Origin of the sequence: Halovulum marinum (assembly GCF_009697225.1) — a bacterium.
Classification (GTDB): domain Bacteria; phylum Pseudomonadota; class Alphaproteobacteria; order Rhodobacterales; family Rhodobacteraceae; genus Halovulum; species Halovulum marinum.
This window is the reverse complement of the sequence record NZ_WIND01000002.1, coordinates 18,217-35,750: the sequence shown is the minus strand read 5'-3', so window position 1 is coordinate 35,750 and position 17,534 is coordinate 18,217. Positions and strand designations below refer to the sequence as shown.

The 17,534-nt window shown below is 70.6% G+C and carries 13 protein-coding genes; 6 read left to right on the top strand and 7 right to left on the bottom strand.

Annotated elements, in window-relative coordinates; translation table 11 throughout:
* The first annotated feature begins 27 nt into the window (after window positions 1-27).
* Window positions 28-591, top strand: coding sequence for an elongation factor P (gene efp / locus GE300_RS03300; protein WP_154444896.1), 564 nt, complete (start codon window positions 28-30; stop codon window positions 589-591).
* 217 nt (window positions 592-808) lie between these two features.
* On the opposite strand, the gene GE300_RS03295 is transcribed toward efp, so the two are convergent.
* Both GE300_RS03295 and GE300_RS03290 read right to left on the bottom strand, forming a co-directional pair.
* Entirely contained in the window at window positions 809-1,882 is a 1,074-nt protein-coding gene (locus GE300_RS03295; protein WP_154444894.1) for a WD40/YVTN/BNR-like repeat-containing protein, read from the bottom strand.
* A gap of 69 nt (window positions 1,883-1,951) precedes the next feature.
* Window positions 1,952-3,829 (bottom strand): bifunctional 2',3'-cyclic-nucleotide 2'-phosphodiesterase/3'-nucleotidase, encoded by a 1,878-nt coding sequence (locus GE300_RS03290; protein ID WP_233416750.1) that lies wholly within the window; start codon window positions 3,827-3,829, stop codon window positions 1,952-1,954.
* Between the two features lie 63 nt (window positions 3,830-3,892).
* On the opposite strand from GE300_RS03290, the gene GE300_RS03285 reads away from it, so the two are divergent.
* A complete protein-coding gene (locus tag GE300_RS03285) occupies window positions 3,893-4,687 on the top strand; it encodes an inositol monophosphatase family protein (RefSeq protein WP_154444890.1) in 795 nt (264 codons plus the stop codon).
* Between the two features lie 266 nt (window positions 4,688-4,953).
* Here GE300_RS03285 and GE300_RS03280 read toward each other — a convergent pair whose 3' ends face one another.
* Both GE300_RS03280 and ygfZ read right to left on the bottom strand, forming a co-directional pair.
* Window positions 4,954-5,265, bottom strand: a complete 312-nt coding sequence (locus tag GE300_RS03280; protein WP_154444888.1) for a chorismate mutase — start codon at window positions 5,263-5,265, stop codon at window positions 4,954-4,956.
* Window positions 5,266-5,306: 41 nt separating this feature from the next.
* Window positions 5,307-6,119, bottom strand: coding sequence for a CAF17-like 4Fe-4S cluster assembly/insertion protein YgfZ (gene ygfZ / locus GE300_RS03275; RefSeq protein ID WP_154444886.1), 813 nt, complete (start codon window positions 6,117-6,119; stop codon window positions 5,307-5,309).
* 385 nt (window positions 6,120-6,504) lie between these two features.
* On the opposite strand from ygfZ, the gene GE300_RS03270 reads away from it, so the two are divergent.
* Together GE300_RS03270 and GE300_RS23670 are read left to right on the top strand one after the other, a co-directional pair.
* Entirely contained in the window at window positions 6,505-7,743 is a 1,239-nt protein-coding gene (locus GE300_RS03270; RefSeq protein WP_154444885.1) for a pyridoxal-phosphate-dependent aminotransferase family protein, read from the top strand.
* A 40-nt stretch (window positions 7,744-7,783) separates the two neighbouring features.
* Window positions 7,784-9,424, top strand: coding sequence for a DapH/DapD/GlmU-related protein (locus tag GE300_RS23670; protein ID WP_154444883.1), 1,641 nt, complete (start codon window positions 7,784-7,786; stop codon window positions 9,422-9,424).
* Here GE300_RS23670 and GE300_RS03260 read toward each other — a convergent pair.
* Genes GE300_RS03260 through GE300_RS03250 form a run of 3 tightly spaced genes read right to left on the bottom strand, consistent with a single transcriptional unit; the run spans window position 9,418 to window position 14,205 of the window.
* On the bottom strand, window positions 9,418-10,527 hold the full coding sequence (locus GE300_RS03260) for a pyridoxal phosphate-dependent aminotransferase (protein ID WP_154444881.1): 1,110 nt from the start codon (window positions 10,525-10,527) through the stop codon (window positions 9,418-9,420). The two genes, GE300_RS23670 and GE300_RS03260, sit on opposite strands and share 7 nt — an antisense overlap.
* Complete coding sequence (locus tag GE300_RS03255) at window positions 10,524-11,093, bottom strand: hypothetical protein (protein ID WP_154444879.1); 570 nt, start codon at window positions 11,091-11,093, stop codon at window positions 10,524-10,526. The genes GE300_RS03260 and GE300_RS03255 overlap by 4 nt, the downstream gene beginning before the upstream one ends.
* Before the next feature lie 4 nt (window positions 11,094-11,097).
* Window positions 11,098-14,205, bottom strand: coding sequence for a valine--tRNA ligase (locus tag GE300_RS03250; protein ID WP_154444877.1), 3,108 nt, complete (start codon window positions 14,203-14,205; stop codon window positions 11,098-11,100).
* A 139-nt stretch (window positions 14,206-14,344) separates the two neighbouring features.
* On the opposite strand from GE300_RS03250, the gene GE300_RS03245 reads away from it, so the two are divergent.
* Entirely contained in the window at window positions 14,345-15,109 is a 765-nt protein-coding gene (locus tag GE300_RS03245; RefSeq protein ID WP_154444875.1) for a DUF3592 domain-containing protein, read from the top strand.
* A gap of 118 nt (window positions 15,110-15,227) precedes the next feature.
* Complete coding sequence (locus GE300_RS03240; protein ID WP_154444873.1) at window positions 15,228-17,531, top strand: xanthine dehydrogenase family protein molybdopterin-binding subunit; 2,304 nt, start codon at window positions 15,228-15,230, stop codon at window positions 17,529-17,531.
* Window positions 17,532-17,534 lie beyond the last annotated feature (3 nt).

Below are 17,534 nucleotides of genomic sequence, written 5' to 3'. Positions count from 1 at the left end.
GGCAGATTGCTTTTCCGAGGTTCCCCAATGCCCAAGATCAACGGTAACGAGATCCGCCCCGGCAACGTGCTCGAGCACAATGACGGGCTGTGGGTCGCGGTGAAGGTGTCGCACGTCAAGCCCGGCAAGGGCGGCGCCTTCGCCCAGGTCGAGATGAAGAACCTGCGCAACGGCTCCAAGCTGAACGAGCGCTTCCGCGCCGCCGACAAGGTCGAGCGGGTGCGGCTGGAACAGAAGGACCAGCAGTTCCTCTACGAGGCCGACGGCATGCTGGTGTTCATGGACCAGGAGACGTTCGAGCAGATCGAGCTGCCGGCGGACATCCTGGGCGAGCGGCGCCCGTTCCTGCAGGACGGCATGACCGTGACCATGGAATACTACGAGAACGAGGCGCTGTCGGCGACGCTGCCGCAGAAGGTCACCTGCCGGATCGTCGAGACCGAACCGGCGGTGAAGGGCCAGACCGCGGCCAACAGCTTCAAGCCGGCGGTGCTGGACAACGGCGTGCGGATCATGGTCCCGCCCTTCGTCAGCCAGGACGAGGACGTGATCGTCAACACCGAAACGATGGAATACGCCGAGCGCGCCTGAGCCGCGAAAGGCGGGGTTTTCACCGTGAAAACCCCCTCAAGCCATTGCAATTGAACCGCAACGGAATCCTGACACTTCGTTAACGGCGTCGCCCCGGCGGCGGCGCCGCATGCCTCCGGCGGGGATATTGCGGGACGGTGGAAGACCGGGTGGCGGCCCGGGTCCGCCGCAGGCGGAACCGGGGTCATAGACCTGGCGCGTCAGCGCCTCCGCATGCTCAGCGGTCCAGAACCTCGACCGACAGGATCAGCGGCAGGTGGCGGGCGATCTCGTCCCAGGACTCGCCCTCGTCGCGGCTGGCGAAGACCGAGCCCGAGGAGGTGCCGAAATAGACCCCGGCCGGCGCGCGCGCGTCCACCGCCATCGCCTGGCGCAGCACGGTGAAATAGGCGGTGTCCTGCGGCAGCCCGTCGCGCAGGTCCTGCCAGATTTCGCCGCCGTCGCGGGAGCGCCAGACCGCGGCACGGCCCTCGGGCGGGTAGCGGCCGGCGTCGTCGCCGTTCATCGGCATCAGCCAGACCGTGCGCGGATCGCGCGGGTGCGCCGCGACCGGGAAGCCGAAGCTGGACGGCAGCCCGTTCTCGATCGATACCCAGGTCCGGCCGCCGTCGTCGCTGCGGTACATGCCGCAGTGATTCTGCTGGTACAGCACCTCGCCGGGCCCGGCGGCGTGCACCAGGTTGTGCACGCATTGCCCGACCTCGGGGTGGCGCTGCCCCTCGGGCAGGAAGTCGCAGCGGGTGCCAGCGTTGCGCGGCTCCCAGCTTTGCCCGCCGTCCTCGGTGGCGAACACGCCGGCGGCCGAGATCCCGACCCACAGCCGCGCCGGATCGTCCGGCTGCGGCACGATCGAGTGCAGGATCAGCCCCGCCCCGCCGGGCATCCAGTCCTGGCGGCTGGGGTGGCCGCGCAGGCCGGTGACCTCGGACCAGGTCGCGCCGCCGTCGCGGCTTTCGAACAGGCCGGCGGGCTTCACCCCGGCCAGCAGCCGCCCGTCGGCGCCGCCCAGCGACCAGACCGTCTCGACCTCCTCGTCGTCCTCTTCCGGATAGCTCAGCCCGGCGCCCGAGCAGCGCCAGCTTTCGCCCAGATCGTCGCTGCGCCAGACGCCGACGCCGTGCCAGCGGGTGCCGCCGCCGGCGAGGATCGCGCCGCTTTCCGGCTCGCCGACGACATGGTTGATCGGCCAGGTCTCGCAGAACGGGCCGCGCAGCCGCCAGCCGTCGCGGTCCGCGCCGCCGTCGAGGATGAAGGCGCCCTTGTTGGTGCCCAGCAGCAGATGCACGGCCATCGTCTCCCCCGAGAAAGTCACGCGCGGGGCGCAGGATAGCACAGCCCGCCGCGGCCGCGTCAGCGCGTTTCACAGATGCAGGCGAAACCGCGCGAAGCCGCCGGGCGCGGCGCCGGCGCGCTCGATCCGGCGGCGCGGCGCCGTCGCCGGATCCGCCTCCGGCGCGCTGTCGAACACGACGCTTGCGCCGGCGACGGGGGTAAAGTCCCACCCCGGCGCCGGCGTCGGGTCGACCGCGGGCTGCGCGCGGATCCACCGCACCAGCATGTCGCGGTTGGTCTCCTCGGTCTCCAGCAGCCGCGGCGCGTCGGCGGGGATCGGAAAATCGCCGCCGCCGCCCACGCGGTAGCTGTTGCTGGCGACGACGAACCGGTCGTCCGGGGCCACCGGCCGGCCCCGGTGGCACAGCCCGCGGATGCGGCTGGCCGCCGGCGCGACGCGCTGCCCGTCGGCGTCGAAGCGGGCCGGCTGCGACAGGTCGATGGCATAGCGCAGGCCGTGCGCGATGTCGAAATTGTAGGTCGCGACGCCGGGCGCCAGCAGCGGCACGTCCCGCGCCCCCGGCACCGCCTGGCGGAACAGGCTGGCCGACCGCTCCAGCCAGTCGGCAAGCTGCGCCCCGTTCAGCAGCAGCGCGCAGGCGGCGTTCGGGAACAGGTAGAGATCGGCGGCATCGCGCAGCCGCAGCGGCCCGGCGGCGATGTCGTGATAGTGATCCGGCCCGGCGCGGCCCCCGGCCTTGAACGGAGAGGTGATCGAAACCAGCGGCAGCTCCGCCTGCGCGCTGCCGCGCAGCGCCCGGGCCACCGCCCAGGCCTGGGCGCGGGCGACCAGCTGCACCGCCGGATCGTCCGCCACCAGGGCGAAATGCGAGGTGACGGGCGCGGTGACGCGGCCGATCGGCTCGTGGATATGGGTCAGGGTGCGGGCGTGGGCGGCGGCGGTCGCGCGCAGCACCGCGGGGGATTCGGGCACCAGCGGCACCAGCGCGCCGTCGGCGCCGCGTTCGGCCACCGGCCGCAGCGCGCTTGTGTGGCCATCGACGCGCCAGCCCTGCGGCCCGCGCTGCAGCGCCAGGTCCAGCACGCCCAGGTGCGTGCCCCAGAACCCGGGCATCACCGCCGGCACGCCGTGCAGCGTGCCGGCCCGCGGGTCGATGCCGCCGCCGGGCGCGAACTCCGGCCCCGGGAACAGCCGGTGCTGGTGGCCGGCGACGATCGCGTCGATGCCGGGCACCCGGCCGAGCTGCAGGCTGGCCTGTTCCTGCAACGGCCGGCGCGGCCCCGGCTGGATCCCGGAATGGCTGAGCGCGATGACGATGTCGGCGCCGGCGGCGCGCAGCCGGGGCACATGCGCGGCGGCGGCGTCGATCATGTCGCGGGCGCCGACCCGGCCGGCCAGCAGCCGCGCGTCCCAGTTCAGGATCTGCGGCGGGCACAGGCCGATCAGCCCGATCCGCAGCGCATGGGCGCGCCCCTCGGCGTCGGTCACGCGCCGATCAAGGATCGTCCAGGCCGGCAGCAGCAGCGGATCGTCCTGCGCCCCGGCGGCCAGCGCGCCGCGCGCGACATTCGCGCAGACCACCGGGAACGGCGCAGTTTCCAGCGCGTTTTCAAGCGCCTCGACGCCGTAGTTGAAGTCGTGATTGCCAAGTGTCGTGACCTCGATCCCGGCCGCGGCCATCGCCGCGAACATCGGGTGCGGGCCCGGCCCGCCGGCAAAAAGATCGCCCATCGGGTTGCCCTGCAGATGGTCGCCGCAGTCGACGGTCAGGCTGTTCGGCGACTCGGCCCGCGCCGCGCCGATCAGGCTGGCCAGACGCGCCAGCCCCATGCCCGGCGCCGCGCGGTCGGCGGTGTAGTCCCAGCCGCGCACCTGCATGTGCAGGTCGGTGGTGGCCAGCACCCTCAGCATGATCCGCGCGCAGGGCGGGTATTCGGTCGTCAATGCTTGGCCTTTCGCACGGATTTGCCTAAGAGGGGCGCGCATTCCCCGGCAAGCAGGATCACCATGGCAACCGCAACGGCAAACCTCAACATCATGATCAAGGCCGCCCGCCGCGCGGGCCGCAGCCTGATCCGCGATTTCGGCGAGGTCGAGAACCTTCAGGTCACCTCGAAAAGCGCCGGCGATTTCGTCAGCCGCGCCGACATCCGCGCCGAGGAGATCATCCGCGAAGAGCTGACCACCGCGCGGCCGAACTACGGCTGGCTGGGCGAGGAAAGCGAGGAGGTCAAGGGCGAGGATCCGACCCGCCGCTGGATCGTCGACCCGCTGGACGGCACCACCAACTTCCTGCACGGCATGCCGCACTGGGCGATCTCGATCGCGCTGGAGCACAAGGGCGAGATCGTCTCGGCGGTGATCTACGATCCGGTCAAGGACGAGATGTTCACCGCCGAGAAGGGCTCGGGCGCGTGGCTGAACGACCGCCGGCTGCGGGTGTCGGACCGGCGCGACCTGATCAACATGGTGTTCGCCACCGGCGTGCCGTTCGCCGCCAATCCGGCGCTGCCGCAGTTCCTGAAGCAGGTGGCGCGGCTGGCGCCGCAGTGCGCCGGCATCCGGCGCTGGGGCGCGGCGGCGCTGGACCTGGCCTATGTCGCCGCCGGCCGCTACGACGGCTACTGGGAGATGGGGCTGAACGCCTGGGACATCGCCGCCGGCATCCTGATCGTGCGCGAGGCCGGCGGCAACGTCGACACCATGGCGCCCGGCGGCGATCTGCTGGGCGGCGGCCAGGGACTGGTCGCCTCGGGCATGGAGGTGTTCGACAAGTTCGCGGGCGTGGTGCGCGAGGCATGAGGCCCCCCGTCTGACGCCGGCGCCTTCGACAGCGCAGGCGCCCTGCCCGGCAACCGGACCCCGGTCCGCCGCGGCGAAACGATCTGCTGTCCGGAACCGCTTGCCCGCATCGCCGGGTCCGGCCGAACCCGGGCGACGCAGCCTTTCCTGCGCTGCCAACCGGTGCGGCGGCAGCCGGCGGGCCGCTCACCGTGACACGAGCGGAGCGTCAGCGTGCCGCCTCAGCGACGGGGCGCAGTCCGCGCCGGCCCGGAACGGCCGCGGGATCAGCCGCGCGCCGCGTCGTCCAGGTTCCGGCGCTCGCGCTCGATCGACCAGTCGATCAGGGTGCGCCACAGGCGTTCGACCAGGTCGGGATCCAGCGCCTGCGCATCGGCGCTGTCGCGCACGCGGGCCACGACCTGCTCGACGCGGGCGGGGATGTTGGCGGGCAGGCCCTCGGCACGTTTCAGGTCCACGGCGCGGTCGATGTAGCGGCTGCGCAGCGCGAGCAGCGACACCAGCTCGGCGTCGAGCGCGTCGATCTGCCGGCGCAGCTCGGCCATCGAGGCGCAGTCCTGCGGCATCCGGTCGGGCATGGGGCGGCGGTCCTTTTGTCGGGAAGTCATGCGGCGGGCCTTCAGGCGTCGGACGCGTCGGCCGCGCCGGGCCACAGCACCGGCACGCCGGCGGCGGTCAGCGGCCCGGTGGCGCGGTCGAAGCGCAGATGCGCCAGGCCGAACCCGCCGGCGACGGAATAGAGCGTGCCGGCCGACTTGCCCTCGGCGGTCTCGATCGGGGTTCCGGGCGGCGGCGGATCGCCGGCAAGCTCGACCCGCACCAGGCCCTTGCGCAGCTCGGTCTTGTGGCGCATGCGGGCGGTCACCTCCTGACCGACATAGCAGCCCTTGCGGAAATCGACACCGTGCAGGCGGTCGAAGCCGGCCTCGAGGATGAAGCTGTCGTTCGGGATCAGCTCGACCCCCGCCTGCGGCACCGCCAGCGCCACGCGCAGCGCGTGCCAGTCGGCGGGATCGGCCGGCTCCAGCGCCTCGAGCGCGGCCCCGGGCGCGTCGGTGTAAAGCCGCCAGCCCAGCGCCGGGTCGCGCGGATCGGCCAGCGCGCCGGCGGGCACGTGGCCGCCGTCCCAGCCCTGCACCACCGACAGGTCCGCGGGCGCGATCGCGACCTGGGCGCGCAGCTTGTACATGCCCAGCCGCTGCACCAGGTCGGGCGCCTGCGCGGCGTCTGCGTCGAGCAGCACGCCGTCGCCGTCGCCGATCAGGAAGAAATCGGCCAGGTACTTGCCCTGCGGCGTCAGCAGCGCGGCATAGACCGCGCCCTGCCCCAGCCCGTCGAGCGAGTTGGTCACCAGATCCTGCAGGAACCTGCGGTGATCGGCGCCGGAAATGCGGAACACCGCGCGGTCGGTGGCCTGGAACGCTCGTGTCATCGGCATCTCCTTCTGCTCAGTGCCGAGATAAGCGCGGGCCGGCCCGCTGTCACCCCCACCATTTGCCGCCCCGTCACTTGCCGCCCCATCATTTGCCGCCCCATCGTTTGCCGCCCCATCTCTTGCCGCCCCGTCATTTGCAGCGTCGCCCGCGATTGCCCACCCCGCCCCGGTCGCGATCCTGGTCGCCGCGCCGAACGCCGGCGGACGGCGGCGCGGGCGACGACATGATGACAGTGCCCAAGGCGGCGCGCGCGACTGCTCGCCGGGCCGCCGGGCGGCGGCGGACGACGGCATCGCGGCGGCCGGGACGCGCGCCCGACAGGGATTGGCAGCGCCGCGGAAAGGGCTAAGGTGGCCGCGTCCGCGATTACGGAGCCCCGCCATGTCCCTTGCCTTCGGACGTCCGATCCGGGTGATGCCCGGCCCGTCCCACCTTCCCGACCGGGTGCTGAACGCCATGCACCGCGAGGCGCCCAACATCTACGAGGGCGAACTGGTCGGCATCACCGACACCATCCGCCGCGACCTGTGCGCGCTGGCCGGCACCGACGGCGCGCTGGCGATGTACATCGCCAACGGTCACGCCGCCTGGGAGGCGGCGCTGGTCAACACCCTCGCCCCTGGCGACAGGGTGCTGGCGCTGGTCACCGGGCGCTTCGGCCATGGCTGGGCGCAGACCGCGCGCGACCTCGGGCTGGATGTCGCGACGATGGACTTCGGCACCGACCGCGCCGCCGACCCGGCGCGGCTGGAGGCGCGGCTGCGCGCCGACCGCGGCCACGCGCTGCGCGCCGTGCTGACGGTGCAGACCGACACCGCGACCTCGGTCAACAACGACGTCGAGGCGCTGGGCGCGGCGCTGCGCGCCGCCGGGCACCCGGCGCTGTACATGGTCGACAGCATCGCCAGCTTCTGCTGCGCGCCGATGCGGATGGACGCTTGGGGCATCGACGTGCTGCTGACCGCCTGCCAGAAGGGGCTGATGACGCCGCCGGGGATCAGCTTCACCTTCGCCGGGCCGCGCGCGCGGCAGGCGCGGCGGCGGCTGCAGCGGGTGTCGCCCTATTTCGACTGGCTGCCGCGGTTCGACCCGCAGCTGTACTACCAGAACTTCCACGGCACCGCGCCGACGCACCACCTGTTCGGCCTGCGCGCGGCGCTGGACATGATCCTCGAGGAGGGGATCGACAACGTGCTGGCCCGGCACGCGGTTCTGGCGCGCTGCGTGTGGGCCGCCGCCGAGGCCTGGGCCGGGGGCGCCGGTGCCGGCGGCTTGCGCCTGAACGTCGCCGCGCGGGCGCAGCGCTCGGTCGCGGTGACGACGCTGCTGACCGGCCCCGGCGACGGCGCCCGTCTGCGGCGCTGGTGCGAGGACGAGGCCGGGCTGACGCTGGGCGCGGGCCTGCCGCTGGGCGCCGGGATGGCGCACGGCGACGGCGTGTTCCGCATCGGACACATGGGTCACCTGAACCCGCCGATGCTGCTGGGCGCGCTGGCCACGGTCGACGCCGGCCTGAAGGCGCTGGGCATCGCCCACGGCGACGGCGCGCTGCGCCTGGCCGCCGAAACGCTGGCCGACGCGCTGCCCGCCGCCGGCACCGGCGCCGCGGCGGCCGAATAAACCGGTGCGACCGGACGGGCGAACGACACCCCGAGGACCGATGACCGCCCACGCCCCCCAGCCCCCGCTGACCGACCCGGAACGCCGCGCCCGGCTGCGCTTCATGCCGTGGCTGCGGACCGAGGCTGACCTTTCCGCCCCCGAACAGCGCGCGCGCCGCGCCCGCCTGGCCGAGACCGCCGGTGCGACGATCGACGACACCGCCTATGTCGCCGACGAGGCCGCGGTGCACACCGAGCGGCTGCAGCTGGGCGCGCGGTCCTGGATCGCCGGTCACGCGCTGGTGCGCGGCGACGTGCGCTTCGGCGCGCACTGCACGGTGAACCCCTATGCCTGCATCTCGGGCACGGTGCGCTTCGGCGACGGGGTGCGCATCGCCTCGCACGCCTCGATCGTCGGCTTCAACCACGGCACCGCACCGGACCGGCCGATCCATGCGCAGCCGGTCGAGGCCAGGGGCATCACCGTCGGCGACGACGTCTGGATCGGCGCCAACGCGGTGATCCTGGACGGGGTGAGCATCGGCGACGGCGCGATCATCGCCGGCGGCGCGGTGGTCAGCCGCGACATCCCGGCGATGGCGATCGCCGGCGGCGTGCCCGCAAGGGTGATCCGCTGGCGCACGCCCGGGGCCGCGGCGGAGCCGGGCGCGGACGCGCTGGTCCGGCTGGGAGAGGTGGCGCGCCGGGACTGGCCCGGGGTGCTGGCCGCGAACCGGCCCGGCGGGCGCTATCGCGGCCCGGACGCCCGGGGCAACGACGTCGCCCGCATCCGGCACCTGAGCGACGCCATCGAGATCGCCGCCGCCTTCGGCGCGCGGCCCGAGGGGCTGGACCGCGACGCCGCCGTGGCGCAGCTGCAGGCGCTGCAGGATCCGGCGACCGGGCTGGTCCCCGATCCCTACCTGTCTTCCGATCCCGAGACGCCGCTGCGCGACGACGGCAACGCGCTTTATAACGTGCTGTCGGTCGGTTACGCGCTGGAGTTGCTGGACAGCCACCTGCCGCATCCGGTCGCGGCGGTCGAGGAGCCTGACCCGCGCGCGCTCTGCGACTGGCTGGAGGGCCTGCCGTGGGCGACCAACGCCTGGGGCGCGGGCGCGGCGGTCGACGCGATCGGCACGGCGCTTTGCTTCAACGCACGCTATCACGAGACGGGCCGCAGCCGCGAGGTGCTGTTCGGCTGGCTGGCGCTGGCGCAGGATCGGGGCACCGGACTGTGGGGCAGGCCCACCGCCGAGCAGGGGCTGCTGCTGCCGGTCAACGGGTTCTACCGGCTGACGCGGGGCACCTATGCGCAGTTCGGCCTGCCGGTGCCGCGGCCCGAGGCGGCGATCGGCTCGGTATTGGCCAACCACAGGGCGCAGGGGTTCGAGGGGCCGACCTATACCGCGTGCAACCTGCTCGACACGATCCATCCGCTGTGGCTGTGCCTGCAGCAGACCGATCACCGCCGCGCCGAGGCCGAGGCCATCGCCCGCGCGCTGATCGCCCGCGCGCCCGGGCGCTGGGTGCCGGGACGCGGCTTCGCCTTCGCCGATGGACAGCCCCCAAGCCTGCAGGGCACCGAGATGTGGCTGTCGACGGTGTGGCTGGCCGCCGACCTGCTGGGCCAGTCGGACGCGCTGCCCTGGCGGCCGCGCGGCGTGCACCGGGTGGAGCCGGTGGGACTTGGCTACTGAGCCGCCCCCAGGGCCGGACCCAGCGCCGCCTCGAACGCGTCCAGTTCCGGCCCGGTGCCGGCGCTGATGCGGATGCAGCGGTCCTGCGGCGCGACGAACGGCATGCGCACGAAGATGCCGCGTGCGACCAGTTCCTTTAGTACCGCGCGGGCGTAGTCCCCGTCCCGCCCGCAGTCGATGGTCACGAAGTTCGTCGCCGAGGGCAGCGGCGTCAGCCCGTGGTCCCGCGCGATCCGCGCGATCCGCGCGCGCGCATGCGCCACCTGCTCCAGCACATGCGCCAGCCAGCCGGTCGCACCAAGCGCGGCCAGCGCCCCCTCCTGCGCGATGCGGTTGACGCCGAAATGGTCGCGCACCCGGTCGAAGGCGGCGATCAGGTCGGCATGGCCGATGGCATAGCCGATCCGCGCCCCGGCCATGCCGTAGGCCTTCGAGAAGGTCCGCATGTGGATCACCTGCGGGTTGCCCACGTCGATCTTCGCCAGCGTACCCTCGGGCGCGAACTCGCCGTAAGCCTCGTCGAGGCAGAGCACCGCGCCCGACGGCAGGCTGGCGATCATCGCCCGGATCGTTCCGGCATCGTGCCAGCTGCCCATCGGGTTGTCGGGGTTCGAGAGGTAGATCAGCGGCGCATCGACCTCGGCCGCCCTGGCGACCAGCGCCTGCGGGTCCTCGGCGTCGTCGCGGTACGGTACCTTGTGCAGCACCCCGCCGAAGCCCCCGACATGGTAGTTGAACGTCGGATAGGCCCCGTCCGAGGTGACCACCGGCGTGCCCTCGGTCACCAGCAGGCGCACGAGATTGCCGAGCAGCCCGTCGATGCCGGTGCCGACGAGGATGTTCTCCATCGCGAGCCCGTGCTTCCCGGCCAGCGCCGCACGCAGCTCGTGGTTCTGCGCGTCGCCGTATTTCCAGACCGCGGCGGCCGCCCTGCGCATCGCCTCGATGGCCTCGGGCGCGGGGCCGAAGACGCTTTCGTTCGCGCCGAGCCGGGCGAGGAACGGCCTGCCCATCGCCCGCTCCTGCGTTTCCGGCCCGACGAAGGGCACGGTCGCGGGCAGGCTGGCCACGAGCGGGGTCAGGCGGGGGGCGCGGTCGGTCATTCAGGATAGCCCAACGCAGCCCTCAATTCGGGACGCATAACCCATACAAAGATGCCCTCTTCGGGACCTATCCCAGCGAGCACACCCGTCGCGACGTCCTCGCCCGGGCGCGCCGTACTTGCTGGCAGCGCAACACCAAGAAAATCTGCTACCTCTCGCCCCAACTTGCCATAATGGAGATTTGCGGCGTTGAAGTTAGCGTACCCAGCAGCCTCGGCGAGCTGTCCGGCAGTTAGTCCCTCACGCCCTGCCCTGGCATGGGCTTCAAGCATGCTTCTATAGCTACCATCCGGCGAAATCTTCGAAAGCGCCAGCTGATACTCCGCTACCGTTGGAACATCAAACTCAAGCTTCTCATCGCGTCTTCTGTTCTTCCGAGCAGCACGATCCGTTTCGTCCAATGCCTGCTTCAAGGCTTCTATGGCCAAGTCAGGTGTCTTCGCTTTCACCTCGCAAAGGATCCCCGCCCCCTGTTTCGCACGAATAAAAGCACGCCCCAAAGCGCCGTTTTTCTGGACTCCCGCTTTTAGCAGGTATCGTCCGTATTCGACTTCAACAACCTTCATTCTCTCACACCATCTCGGCCAGTCGCTTCTGCGCGGCGGCCAGCTTGGCGGCCTCGGCCTCGAGATCCTCCAGACGGGCGCGGGCCTCGTCGACGATCTCCTCGGGGGCGTTGGCGATGAACTTTGCGTTGTTCAGCTTGCCCTTCAGCCCGCCCATTTCCTTCTGCAGCTTGCCGACGGCCTTTTCCAGCCGGGCGCGTTCCTCGTCCAGATCGATCACGTCGGCCAGCGGCAGGCAGAAGGTGCCGCCCGGCACCGGCAGGGTCACGGCGCCTTTCGGCGCGGCCTCGGCGGTCTGGAACTGCGACACGCGGGCCAGGCGTTCGATCAGGGCGCGGTTGCGCTCCAGCGCCGCCTGCCCGGCCGCGTCCAGTTCCAGCCGGATCAGCGGGATCCTGGCGCCGACCGGCACATGCGTCTCGGCGCGGACCGAGCGGATGTCCTCGATCAACCCGATCACCCAGCCCATCTCGGCGTCGGCCTCGGCGTTGGCCAGATCGGCCTCGGTGTACTCGGGCCAGTCGGTGTGGACCAGCATCTTCGGCCGCTCGGCAATGTCGCCCCACAGCTGTTCGGTGATGAACGGCATGATCGGGTGCAGCAGGATCAGGCACTGGTCGATGGCCCAGGCCATGGTGGCGCGGGTCTCGGCGGCGGTGGCCTCGTCGGCCAGCAGCGGCTTGGCGAACTCGACATACCAGTCGCAGACCTTGCCCCAGACATGGGCGTAGAGCGCGTTCGCCGCGTCGTTGAACCGATAAGCGTTCAGCGCCGCATCGACGGCCTCGCGCGCCCGCGCCGTCTCGCCCACGATCCAGCGGTTGGCGGTCTGGGTCAGCGCGCCGGGATCGAACTCCGGGTCCGGCTTGCAGTCGTTCATCTCGGCGAAGCGGGCCGCGTTCCACAGCTTGGTGCCGAAGTTGCGATAGCCCTGGATGCGGCTGGTCGACAGCTTCAGGTCGCGCCCCATCGCCGCCATCGCGGTCAGCGTGAAGCGCACCGCGTCGGCGCCGTATTCGTCGATCAGTTCCAGCGGGTCGAGCACGTTGCCCAGCGACTTGGACATCTTCTTGCCCTTCTCGTCCCGGACCAACGCGTGAACATAGACGGTGTGGAAGGGCACCTCCTTCACGACTTCAAGCTGCATCATCATCATCCGGGCGACCCAGAAGAAGATGATGTCGAAACCGGTGATCAGCACGTTCGTGGGGAAGTACTTCTTCAGCTCCTCGGTCTGCTCGGGCCAGCCCAGCGTGCCGATGGGCCAGAGGCCGGAGGAGAACCAGGTGTCGAGGACGTCGGGGTCGCGAATTGCCATGACCATGGGCACAGAATCGTCATCGGCGATCAAAGGTCCGACGTTGATCGGAGCGTCCCTATCGAACCCTATTGTATCCTCAAGTGCAATTTCAGCAGGATACGGAATCCTCTTTCGTAATTCCTCTACAGCGAGCTCTTCAGTAGGAGCGCACACTTGAATATCGAGCCATTCAAAAACGGCATCAGTCGGCGGGTCCGACTGAACAACTACGTTTTCCTGATCTCCCATCCAATCTAGCCACTTGATATAGGCTGCGAGATTGTCCGGAATCCGGGCATACCAAACCGGGATCTGATGCCCCCACCAGAGCTGGCGGCTGATGCACCAGGGCTCGATGTTCTCCAGCCAGTTGAAATAGACGCGTCTGTGCTGCTCGGGCAGGATCTCGGTCCTTCCGTCGCGCACGGCGTCGATGGCGGGCTGAACGATCTTCGCGGTGTCGACGAACCACTGGTCGGTCAGCATCGGCTCGATGACCACCTTGGAGCGGTCGCCGAAGGGCTGGGTGATCTTCTTGTTCTCGACGAAGGGCACGGTCTCGGTGACCTCTTCGCCGGTTTCCTTGTCGGTGCGGGTGACCTCGTGGGTGACCGCCAGCCCCTCGCCGGTGATCTGCTGGATGACCAGCTTGCGCGCCTCGAACCGGTCAAGCCCGCGCAATTCGTCGGGCACCAGGTTCAGCGTGTCGACCTCGGCCTCGGTGAACGCGGCGCCCTCGGCAATCGCCTGCGCGCGCGCGGCGCACTCGGCATAGGGCGCGCCGTCGTCGCGCATGTTCCCGCGCGTGTCCATCAGCCGGTACATCGGGATGCCGCCGCGCTTGGCGACCTGGTAGTCGTTGAAGTCGTGCGCGCCGGTGATCTTCACCGCGCCCGAGCCGAAATCCTTGTCCGGATACTCGTCGGTGATGATCGGGATCAGGCGCCGATGTTCTTTCGGGCCGACGGGAATTTCGCAGAGTTTCCCGACGATTGGCGCATAACGCTCGTCCGTGGGGTGAACCGCGACCGCGCCGTCGCCCAGCATCGTCTCGGGCCGGGTCGTGGCGATCGAGATGTAATCCCGCGTCTCGCGCAGGGTGATGGTCCCGTCCGCGTCCTTCTCGACGTATTCATAGGTCTCGCCGCCCGCCAGCGGGTACTTGAAGTGCCACATGTGGCCGTCGACGTCGATGTTCTCGACCTCCAGATCGGAAATCGCCGTCTCGAAATGCGGGTCCCAGTTGACCAGCCGCTTGCCGCGATAGATCAGCCCCTTGTCGTAAAGGTCGACAAAGACCTTCAGAACGGCGTCGTGGAAATTCGCGCTGTTCTCGTGCCCGGTCCGGGTGTCGCCCGCAGCGCCGGCCATGGTGAAGGCATTGCGCGACCAGTCGCAGGAGGCGCCGAGGCGCTTGAGCTGCTCGACGATGCGCCCGCCGGACTGCTCCTTCCATTCCCAGACCTTCTCGACGAACTTCTCGCGGCCCATCTCGCGGCGCGAGGGCTCGCCGGCCCTGGCCAGTTCCCGCTCGACGACCATCTGCGTGGCGATGCCCGCATGGTCCTGCCCCGGCTGCCAAAGCGTGTCGAAGCCGCGCATCCGGTGCCACCGGGTCAGGATGTCCTGCAGCGTGTTGTTGAACGCGTGCCCCATGTGCAGCGAGCCGGTCACGTTCGGCGGCGGGATCATGATGGAGAAGGTCTCGTCCCGCGAGGCGTTGGCCCCGGCGCGGAAGGCGCCCGCCTGCTCCCAGGCGGCTGCGATGGCAGCCTCGGAGGCGGCGGCGTCGAAAGTCTTGGTCATGGCCATGCGAAGCGGTCCTGCCGGTTTGATCGGTCTGTTCGGAGGCCTGATTAACCCGCGCGCGGGCCAAGGGAAAGCCCGCCCCGCCTTGTCTTGGCCACAAGCGTTGGCGAAAACGGGGGCCATCGCCGCAGGAGGCCCCCGGATGGATCGCGCCCCGACGCCCAAGAGCACCCTTCGCCTGTTCCTGAAGCTTGCGGGCTGGATCGCGCTGATCCCGCTGCTGATCGCCGCGGTGACCGGCGGCATCGCCATGTCCGAGGGGCGCAAGGCGGCGCGGCTGGCCGGCGACGGCGCGGTGGCGGTGGCGACGATCACCGACAAGCGGATCACCGTGACCACGGACAGCGACGGCGACGAGACCACGCGCTATCACCTGGACTTCGCATTCGCCGCCGAGCGGCGCGATTTCCGCATGAGCACGACCGTGGGCCGCGGGTTCTACAACCGGCTGCAGGTCGGCGAGACGACCGCGCTGCGCTACTGGCGGCCCGACCCGGCGGTGAACGAGATCGAGCCGGGCGCGACCACCAGGACGGTCTGGGTGACCAAGATCGCCTCGGCGCTGGCGCTGGCCGCCGGGCTGTTCTGGATCCAGCGCTGCTGGCGGCGGGCGCGGCGCGCGCTGCGGGTGCGCGACCGCGGCGTGCGGCGGCGGGCGACGGTGATCGGGCATCTCGACACCGGGGTCAGCGTCAACAAGGTCCGGCAGTACCGGCTGCTGTGGCGCGACGAGACCGGGGCCCAGGGCCGGTCCTGGCACCTGCCGCGCAAGCGGCTGCACGACTGGCCCGAGGGCGCCGAGCTGACCGTCTATGCCGATCCCGCGGGCCGCCTGCCCGCGGTCTGGGATCGCGACGTGGGCGCGGCGCGCGCCGCCGCGGCGCATGGCGCGGTGCGCCGCGGCTGACCGGCCCGCGAACGGACACCGACCCGGGGGCCGACCGGACCCGCCAAGGCACTTTACCTTGCGGCGTCAGCGCCTATGGTGACGCCAAACCCACCCCTTTGGTCCGAGGAATTCCACGATGTCGAAGTTTGGTATCCACCAGTCCCCGCCCCGCACCGAAGACGTGAGGTTCCTGACCGGCACGGGCCGCTACATCGACGACATCGCGCCCGAGGGCGCGGCACACATGGTGTTCTTCCGCTCGGCGGTGGCGCATGCGCGGATCGCCGCGCTTGACGTCGAGGCGGCGCGCCAGGCGCCCGGCGTGCTGGCGGTGATCACCGCCGCCGACATCGCCGGCAAGCTGGACAACAGCATGAACTACTCGGTGCTGTCGGTGCCCGAGGGCGGCATCGTCACCAGCCCGCGCCGGCCGGTGATCGCCGAGGATCGCGTGCGCTTCGTCGGCGAGATCGTCGCCGCCGTGGTCGCCGAGACCAAGGCCCAGGCGCACGACGCGCTGGAGCTGATCGAGGCCGACTACGACGACCTGCCGGTGCATGTCGACACCGCCGTGGGCGGCGAGGCGATCCACGACGAGGCGCCCGACAACCTGGCCTTCGACTGGTGGTACGGCGACGCCGAGGCCACCGACAAGGCGTTCGCGCAGGCCGCGCACACGGTGAAGATGGAGATCGTCGACAACCGCATCATCTGCAACGCGATGGAGCCGCGCGGCTGCTTTTCCGAGATGGTCGACGGCCGGCTGCACCACGCCGTCAACGGCCAGGGCGTCTGGGGCGTCCGCGACGCCCTGGCCGACAAGCTGGGCATGGACCGCGCCGACGTGCGGGTGACCACCCCCGATGTCGGCGGCGGCTTCGGGATGAAGGGCCAGGACTACCCCGAGCAGTTCCTGGTCAGCCTCGCCGCGAAGGAGCTGGACCGCCCGGTGCGCTGGATGTCGGACCGCGGCGAGGCGATGATGAGCGACAACGGCGGCCGCGACCTGGTGACGGTGGCCGAGGCGGCGTTCGACGCCGACCACAGGTTGCAGGCGATCCGCATCAACTCGGTCAGCAACCTCGGCGCGCACAACTCGAACTACGCGCAGTTCATCCAGTCCGAGCTGTCGCTGAAGGTGCTGACCGGGATCTACGACGTGCAGGTGGGTTATTTCGGGGTGAAGGGGGTCTACACCAACACCGTGCCGGTCGATGCCTATCGCGGCGCCGGCCGTCCCGAGGCGATCTACACCATCGAGCGGCTGATCGACACCGCCGCCAAGCAGCTGGGCACCGACACCTTCACCCTGCACCGCAAGAACTGGATCCCGAAAGAGAAGTTTCCCTACCTCACGTTCTCGAAGCAGACCTATGACGTGGGCGATTTCAGCCGCGTGATGGACCGCGCGATGAACGAGGCCGACGTCGACGGCTTCGCCGCCCGCCGCGCCGAGTCCGAGGCGCAGGGCAAGCTGCGCGGCATCGGCCTGAGCTACTACATCGAGTCGATTCTCGGCGCGAAGAACGAGACCACGACCATCGAGTTCGCCGAGGACGGGTTCGTGAACCTCTACGCCGGCACCCAGTCCAACGGCCAGGGCCACGAGACCGTGTTCGCGCAGATGCTGCACGCCCGCACCGGCATCCCGTTCGACAGGATCCGCTACGTCCAGGGCGACAGCGACCGCATCAGGACCGGCGGCGGCACCGGCGGCTCGCGCTCGGGCACGGCGCAGGGCAACTCGATCAACGCCACATCGGATCTGATGATCGACCGGTTCAAGGACCTGGCCGAGGAGGAGCTGGAGGTCGCGCGCCCCGACATCGTGTTCGAGGACGGCGCCTTCTCGGTCGCCGGCACCGACAAGTCGGTCACGCTGATGGAACTGGCGCAGAGCGCCCGCGCCCGCGGCCGGAAAGACCTGCTGCGCACCGAGCACGAGCACACGCTCAAGGCCGGCGCCTTCCCCTACGGTGCGCACATCGCCGAGGTCGAGGTGGATCCCGACACCGGGGTGACCAGATGCGTGCGCTACACGGTGGTCGACGATTTCGGCGTGCTGATCAACCCGAAGGTGGTCGAGGGCCAGGTCCACGGCGGCGTCGCCCAGGGCGCCGGCCAGGCGCTGGTCGAGAACTGCGTCTACGACGCCAGCGGCCAGCTGCTGACCGCCAGCTTCATGGACTACGCGATGCCGCGCGCCGCCGACTTCCCGATGATCAGCTTCAACACCGAACTGGTGCCGAGCTCGACCAACGAGATCGGCATGAAGGGCTGCGGCGAGGCCGGCACCGTGGGCGCGATGGCCTCGGTCACAAACGCCGCGCTGGACGCGGTCTGGTCGCGGGGCGTGCGCCGGGTCGACATGCCGCTGACGCCGCTGAGCATGTGGCGCCGGCTGCAGGAAGCCGCCGCAGCGGGTCTCGCCGCCGAATGACGA

What these genes read in the sequence shown, in the direction of transcription:
- GE300_RS03245 (WP_154444875.1), top strand. Translation starts at nt 14,345, where the DNA reads ATGGATCGCGCCCCGACGCCCAAGAGCACCCTTCGCCTGTTCCTGAAG.
- GE300_RS03280 (WP_154444888.1), bottom strand. Translation starts at nt 5,265, where the DNA reads ATGCCCGACCGGATGCCGCAGGACTGCGCCTCGATGGCCGAGCTGCGC.
- GE300_RS23670 (WP_154444883.1), top strand. Translation starts at nt 7,784, where the DNA reads ATGACCGCCCACGCCCCCCAGCCCCCGCTGACCGACCCGGAACGCCGC.
- GE300_RS03270 (WP_154444885.1), top strand. Translation starts at nt 6,505, where the DNA reads ATGTCCCTTGCCTTCGGACGTCCGATCCGGGTGATGCCCGGCCCGTCC.
- ygfZ (WP_154444886.1), bottom strand. Translation starts at nt 6,119, where the DNA reads ATGACACGAGCGTTCCAGGCCACCGACCGCGCGGTGTTCCGCATTTCC.
- GE300_RS03260 (WP_154444881.1), bottom strand. Translation starts at nt 10,527, where the DNA reads ATGACCGACCGCGCCCCCCGCCTGACCCCGCTCGTGGCCAGCCTGCCC.
- GE300_RS03285 (WP_154444890.1), top strand. Translation starts at nt 3,893, where the DNA reads ATGGCAACCGCAACGGCAAACCTCAACATCATGATCAAGGCCGCCCGC.
- GE300_RS03295 (WP_154444894.1), bottom strand. Translation starts at nt 1,882, where the DNA reads ATGGCCGTGCATCTGCTGCTGGGCACCAACAAGGGCGCCTTCATCCTC.
- efp (WP_154444896.1), top strand. Translation starts at nt 28, where the DNA reads ATGCCCAAGATCAACGGTAACGAGATCCGCCCCGGCAACGTGCTCGAG.
- GE300_RS03240 (WP_154444873.1), top strand. Translation starts at nt 15,228, where the DNA reads ATGTCGAAGTTTGGTATCCACCAGTCCCCGCCCCGCACCGAAGACGTG.
- GE300_RS03250 (WP_154444877.1), bottom strand. Translation starts at nt 14,205, where the DNA reads ATGGCCATGACCAAGACTTTCGACGCCGCCGCCTCCGAGGCTGCCATC.
- GE300_RS03255 (WP_154444879.1), bottom strand. Translation starts at nt 11,093, where the DNA reads ATGAAGGTTGTTGAAGTCGAATACGGACGATACCTGCTAAAAGCGGGA.